This window comes from Microbispora sp. H10885, assembly GCF_014161415.1.
Taxonomy (GTDB): Bacteria; Actinomycetota; Actinomycetes; order Streptosporangiales; family Streptosporangiaceae; genus Microbispora; species Microbispora triticiradicis.
Map to the genome: position 1 here is coordinate 534,617 of NZ_JABBWY010000006.1, position 6,505 is coordinate 541,121.

Here is a 6,505-nt window from a genome sequence, read left to right on the forward strand (position 1 = left end):
TCGGGTAAGCCTTCCTGCACTCCGTTTCGTATGAACCGGGCACCGCAGCGTCGAGGAGTCCGGGCCTTATGGCAACATGCCCGGTATGGAGAGTTCTGAACGGGCGGGACTGGTGCTGCGTCCGTTCCACGGCGTCCGTTACGCGGTGGACGACCTGGCCGCCGTCACCTCGCCTCCGTACGATCTCATCTCCCCTGAGGAACTGCGGGAACTGCTCGGTCGTCATCCGAACAACGTGGTGCGGCTGATCCTTCCCGGAGTCAGCCACTACGGCGAGGCGAGTGCGGCACTGACCGCCTGGCTGGCCGACGGAGTGCTGACGGTGGACACCCCGCCCGGCTTGTACGTGTACGAGCAGAGCGGCGTCGGCTTCCTGCAGCGGGGCCTGATCGGCGCGGTGGGCGTCGGGTCGCCCGCCATCCTCCCGCACGAGAACGTGCTGCCCGAGCCGGTCGCCGACCGCCTCGCGCTGATGCGGGCGACCCAGGCCAACCTGGAGCCGATCTTCCTGCTGTACGAGGGTGGCGGCACCGCCTCCCGGCTGGTCGACGACGTGGCGACCCAGCGCTTCCCGTCGATGGACGTCCGGACCCGCGAGGGCGTGCACCACCGTCTGTGGGCGGTGACCGACCCGAACGAGATCGAGGCCGTCGCCGAGGACCTGCGCGAGCGCCAGGCGCTGATCGCCGACGGCCACCACCGTTACGCGACGTACGAGGCCCTGCGGAAGGATCACCTCGGGCCCGGTCCCTGGGACTACGGCCTGGCCTACCTGGTCGACTCCACGGTGTATCCGCCCGATCTGCGGGCCATCCACCGGGTGGTTCCCGGGCTGCCTCTGCAGGAGGCGGCCGCACGGGCCAAGGGCGCGTGGCAGGTTCACGAGTTCGCCTCCGTCGAGGACGCCCTCGCGGGGCTCGCCAGGGCGACCGGGCCCGCCTTCGTGCTCGCCGGCGAGGGCCCCGCCCATCTGCTGACAGACCCGGACCCGCTGCAGGTCGAGCACGCCATGCCGGCCGAGCGGTCCGCGCGGTGGCGGGCGCTCGACACCTCGGTGCTCACGATGTTCCTCCTGCCGAAGGTGTGGGGGATCAACGACAGCGAGCAGTCGGTGATGGTCGTGCACCACGACCCGCTCGCCGCCGTGGAGAAGGCCCGTCGCCTCGGCGGCACGGCGGTGCTGCTCAATCCGCTGGCCACCGACGACGTGCTCACGGTCGCGGCGCAGGGCGAACGCGTGCCACGTAAGTCGACCTCGTTCGGTCCCAAGCCCCGGACGGGGCTGGTCATGCGGACCTTCGCCGCCGACTGACCCCGTCGCCGTCGGCCGGCTCGGGGCCGGACGCTCCCGGTCCCAGCGGTCGGACCCCGAGGCCCGGCGACCGGGTCAGGCCGCACCGCGACTGTCACGCTCGGCTCCCGCGCCTGGACCATCGGGCCCGGCTCCGGCACCGGCGGCAGCCGATTCGATACCTGCGCCGGGATCCCGAAACCCGGCCGCCGCGCGGGACCCGCCCAACGGGACCTGTTCCGCGGAGGCGCCGGCTGGAGGCGGCGCGCCGTACGGACCTCGATCTCGTAGCGGCTGCCGCCACGCCACCAGCGGCGACGCAGGGCGCCCTCCACCTCGACCAGATCATCGAGTCGCCAGCCGACCACCGAGTCCCGCACCCCGTCGTCGAACGTCGCGCATTCGATCGCGTCGGAGCGCTGGTAGCCCGGCCCGCCGCCCGGCCTGCGAACCGCAAGCCGCCACTGGGTCAGCAGGGTCCCGCTCGGCAGTTCGCGGTGCGCCGGCTCCATGGACAGCCGCCCGGCCAGCACCACCTCGTTGCGGTGCATGTGATCTCCTCTCTGTCAGGGATCACTGTGCGAGATTAGGCTGGGCCCACGAGGACCTGAACGTCGTTCTGTGAATATCGGTTCTAGTTCCGGGGGTAGCTGTGGACAACGTCACTCCGCTCGGCGGCGAGGTGTACGAAATCGACACCCGGATGGCCGGTTATTCGGGCATCACGGCGGGTTACCTGATTCTCGGCGACCGGCCCTGCCTGGTCGAGACGGGGACCTCGACCTCGGCTCCCGTGGTGCGGGACGCGCTGTCCTCCCTCGGCGTCGGGCCGGACGACCTCGCGACCGTCGTCGTGACGCACATCCACCTCGACCACGCCGGCGGGGTGGGGGACATCGCGGCCTACTATCCCTCGGCCGAGATCGTCGTACACGAGAAGGGGGCCCGCCACCTCGCCGATCCGTCCCGGCTGATGGCGAGCGCGAAGATGGTGTGGGGCGACAAGCTCGACGTGTTGTTCGGCGCCCTGACGCCCACCGACGCGGCACGCATCAGGGCGCTGGGCGACACCGGAACGATCGACCTCGGCGGTGGCCGCACCCTGGCCAGCCACTACTCTCCCGGCCACGCCAAACACCACGTGGGCCTGCTGGACTCGCTCACCGGCGACCTCTACGTGGGCGACGCGGCGGGCGTCTACCTGCCCGAGACCGGAGACCTGCGGCCCGCCACGCCGCCGCCGGATTTCGACCTGGATGTCGCGCTCGACTCGATCGCGTTGTTCTCTGCTCTCACGCCGCAGCGACTGCTGTTCAGTCACTACGGCCCCGTAAATGACGTTCCGTCGATTCTGGAGAGGTCCGCGGAGGAACTGCGTGTCTGGGTGGATCTCACCAGGCGTGCCCACGCCGACGGCATGGAGTTCGATCACGCCGTGGCGATGGTGCGTGACCGGACACGCGAGCGGTACGCCGCGCTGCGCGCCGACGACGCCACCGCGGAACGGTTCGAACTGCTGAGTGAGGCGGCCTCGAACGTGGCGGGAATCATCCACTGGCTGGACCGCCCCGCGCGATGAGCGTCCACGCGTACGACGGGCGCCACCGCCCGGGCCATACCCCGGCGACGACGCCCGTCGTACGGACGATCAGCGCTTGCCGTGCTCCTCGGAGTCCTCCCGGTCGTCGAGCACGTCCCCGAAGTCGGGCTCGATGAAGGCGGGGCCGAAGGCAGAGACCTCGCCCCTGTTCTCCTTCACGGACCGCTCGCCCGGCTCGGCGCCGCCCTGCCCCTGCCCGGCCGGTGGTACGGCCGCCTCGCCGGCGGCTGTGGCCGCCCCTGTGGCCGTCCCATCCGCCGCAGTGGTCGTCCCCGGCACAGCGGTCGTTCCCGGCGCGGAGGGAGAACCGTCGCCGGAGAGATCGGCGCCTGGCCGGTCGTCACCCGGGACGTCGCTCTCCACGATCTCGCTCTTCACGCCCTCGCTCTTCACGGTGTCGTCCGCCGCGAGATCCTGCTCCGCGAGGTCGCCCTTCTCCGAGCCGCTCTTCTCCGAGTCGTCCGCGACGAGGTCGTCGGCCGGAACGTCCTCGTCGGCGAGGTTCTCCGGAAGACTCGCCTCGTCGTCCTCGTCCTTGACCGCCTCCCGGATCTCCTCGTCCTCGGGGAGACCGCCGTACTCGCCGGAGCCGGACTCGGAGTCGGACTCGTCGGACTCGTCGGACTCGTCGTAGTCCTCCTCCAGGTCCTCGATGAGTCCTCCGGTCAGCTCCGCGTACCGCTCGGCCGCGTCGGTCTCGCCGTCCTCGTCGAAGCCCATCGCGCGGGCGAACCAGTCGGTGGCCGCCTGCTCGTGCCCGGCCTCCGCGAGGGCGTCGGCGTAGGCGAAGGCCAGCCGCGCCGACCACGGCTTCGGCTGGGGGTCGCGCAACTCGGGAACACGCTGCAAGGTGATCACGGCCGCGTCGTGCTGGCCGAGGTCGCGGCGCGCTCCCGACTCCACGATCGCGAGCTCGATCCTGCCCGCGCGGTCCAGCCGTTCGGCCTCACTGGAGCGGACCAGGTCGAGCGCCCGTTCCGGCCGCCCGAGACCTCGTTCGCAGTCAGCCATGATCGGCAGATATTCGTCGGAGCCGGTCATCCGGCGGGCGGCGCGCAGGTCGCCGAGTGCCTCGGCGTACTGCCCCGCGTGGTAGGCGGCGATCCCCGTCGCCTCGCGGACCACCCCGATCCTGCCCGCGAACCGCCGGGCCACCTTGGCGTGCTCGTACGCCTTCTCGGGGTCCTCCGCGCTCAGCGCGCGGGCGGCCGCGACGAGGTGACTGGCCACGAGGTCAGCGAGGTCGTTCGGCAGTGAGCCGAGCTCCGCACGCGCCTCCCGGTCGAGTTCGTCAGGCGTGATGTCCGGGTCCAGCGCGGGCAGCTGCTCACGCGGCGTGTTCTCCCTCGCGTCGTCCGGCCGGCCGTACCGAGTGCGGCTGCCGCCCCGGTCGTCCCGGCCGTCCCTGCTGAACGGCCGGGCCTCGCCCCGGTCGCCGCCGGACGGCCGCGACTCGTCGCGGTCCCTGCTGAAGGGGCGGGGACCACTCCGCTCACCTCGGAACGGAGGCCGCGCCCGATCGCCGGAGCCGGAGAAGGAGCCAGAGCCGGAGCCCGGCCCGCGTCCGCGGAACGTCCGTCCGCCCTCCTCACGGTCACGGCCGGAGCGCCTGTCGTCGCGGTCCCTGAAGGATCCCGCGTTCCGGTCCTCCGCCGGACGGCGCGGCGGCCGGCTACCGAAGGAGTCGCGGTCGCGGTACCGGGGACCGTCGCCACCCTCCTGCCGGCTCTCGTACGGACGCCTGGGCCTGTCCTGGCCACCGGCATCGCCCCGGTCCCGGTCGCCGAAAGAGCGCCGAGGCCGGTCCTCGCCGTACGGACGTCGCGGACGATCATCTCCGTAGGGACGCCGGGGGCTGTCCGGCCGCTGGTAGCCGCCCGCGCCCCTGTCCTCGCGGCCTCCCGGACGGCTCTCCTGGCGACCTTCCTGCCGGCCGTGGTCGCGGTCGTCGGAACGGCGCGGCGGCCGGGCATCGTATCCGCCGCGCTCGTCGCGATCACTGCGAGGTGCGAACGGCCGGCCTCCACGGTTGTCCCGGTTCTCTGAGGAGTCACGGTCGCGGAAGCCGTAGCGTCCCCCGAAGCCGCCGCCCTGACGCTGCGGACGGTCCTGATAAGCGCCGCCTTGACGCTGCGGCCGGTCCTGGTAACCGCCACCCTGGCGCTGCGGACGGTCCTGATAACCGCCGCCTTGACGCTGCGGACGGTCCTGATAACCGCCGCCCTCACGGCGGTCGGGACGGCGTTCTCCGTACGGCCTGCTGCCACGGTCATCGGAGCGGAACGGCCGGCCGCCCCGTTCGTCACGCTCCCTGGCGCCATATCCGCCTCGGGCGTCGTCACGATCGCCGTACGAGCGCCTCGGCCTGTCCGTGCGGAAGGAGTCCCGGTCCTGGTAGGTACGGCCGCCCTGGCGCCCCTCGACGCCCTCGGTCCGGCGGGTGCCCTCTCCGCCCTGCTCTGCGCGGCCGCGGCCGAAGTCACGGCCCCCATCGCGGTCGCGGTAGCCACCGCGGTCCCCGCCACGGCCGCCCGCACTGTCGCCGGCACCGAAGGGGCGACGGTCGCGATCGTTCCTGTCGTCGCGGCCGCGATAACCGCTGCTCCTGTCGCGGTCGCCGTAGGAACCACCGGCCCGGTCATCCCGGCCACGCGACTCGAACCGCCCACCGGACGGCCTGCCCTGGGGGCGGTAACCCTGCCTGTCTGAACGGAACGGGCGCTCGCCGCGGTCACCGCGCTCTCCGCGGTCAGTCCGCTCGGTGCGACCCCCGCGGTCCTCACGGTCGTTGCGGTCGTTGCGGTCGTTACGGAAGCCTTCTCGCCGCTCCGCGGAGCGGCCACCGAAGCCTCCGCTTCCCCTGTCGCCGCGGAAACCTCCGGTGCGCTCCGCCCGGTCTCTGTTCTCTTCGCGGTTGTCTCCGCCACGGCCCGCGCCGTCGCGCCCGTCTTCTCTGTTCACTTCTGTCCTCTGTTGCTTGCTCACCGCGTCCGGTTCGCCGGCCGCAGGGCTCCTGTCTTCCCTTGTGTCCTGACTGACTTCTGGGGCTTCGTCCTGTACCCGAGGAGTTCCAGGGAAGACGTCATGTCTGTCGCGACTCCACTGAGACCGCGTCCGCCGCAGCCTTCGGTTCTCGTTCTACGCGACGAAGGCCACCGCGTGGTGGGTGGCCCGGCACCTGCCAGCCTAGCGCGCCGGTACCACCGCATGAGCCCCGACAGGAGCTTTCCTCCTCCGGTGAGACCTCCGCCGCCGAGGACTCAAGTTCGGGAAACCAAAAAAAGGGGGGTCATCCCAAACGGGATGACCCCCCTCAAAAAGATTGTCCGGCGGCGTCCTACTCTCCCACACCGTCCCCGGTGCAGTACCATCGGCGCTGGTAGGCTTAACTTCCGGGTTCGGAATGTAACCGGGTGTTTCCCCACCGCTATAACCGCCGTAACCCCATGAAACACACAACCACACCACACCTTTACGGCGTGATACTGGTTGCTGTCTCTGAGATCACATAGTGAACGCGAGCATAATATGGTCAAGTCCTCGGCCTATTAGTACCGGTCAGCTCCACGCATTACTACGCTTCCACTTCCGGCCTATCAACCCCATCGTCTATA

The 6,505-nt window shown here is 71.0% G+C and carries 4 protein-coding genes and 2 rRNA genes; 3 read left to right on the forward strand and 3 right to left on the reverse strand.

Annotation, left to right across the window (positions count from 1 at the left end):
* The first annotated feature begins 85 nt into the window (after positions 1 to 85).
* Positions 86 to 1,312 (forward strand): DUF1015 domain-containing protein, encoded by a 1,227-nt coding sequence (locus tag HHX37_RS19035; RefSeq protein WP_259406541.1) that lies wholly within the window; start codon positions 86 to 88, stop codon positions 1,310 to 1,312.
* Positions 1,313 to 1,943: 631 nt separating this feature from the next.
* On the forward strand, positions 1,944 to 2,870 hold the full coding sequence (locus HHX37_RS19045; protein ID WP_310740439.1) for an MBL fold metallo-hydrolase: 927 nt from the start codon (positions 1,944 to 1,946) through the stop codon (positions 2,868 to 2,870).
* Positions 2,871 to 2,939: 69 nt separating this feature from the next.
* Here the strand turns inward: HHX37_RS19045 and HHX37_RS19050 are convergent, their stop codons facing one another.
* Positions 2,940 to 4,121 (reverse strand): hypothetical protein, encoded by a 1,182-nt coding sequence (locus HHX37_RS19050; RefSeq protein ID WP_310740440.1) that lies wholly within the window; start codon positions 4,119 to 4,121, stop codon positions 2,940 to 2,942.
* 894 nt (positions 4,122 to 5,015) lie between these two features.
* Here HHX37_RS19050 and HHX37_RS19055 point away from each other — a divergent pair.
* Positions 5,016 to 5,600: a hypothetical protein gene (locus HHX37_RS19055; protein WP_182886277.1), complete on the forward strand. Its 585-nt coding sequence runs from the start codon at positions 5,016 to 5,018 to the stop codon at positions 5,598 to 5,600.
* A gap of 615 nt (positions 5,601 to 6,215) precedes the next feature.
* On the opposite strand, the gene rrf is transcribed toward HHX37_RS19055, so the two are convergent.
* Together rrf and HHX37_RS19065 are read right to left on the reverse strand one after the other, a co-directional pair.
* Positions 6,216 to 6,332: ribosomal RNA gene (rrf, locus tag HHX37_RS19060) — 5S ribosomal RNA — on the reverse strand.
* 87 nt (positions 6,333 to 6,419) lie between these two features.
* Positions 6,420 to 6,505 (reverse strand): 23S ribosomal RNA (locus HHX37_RS19065); the annotation flags it as partial.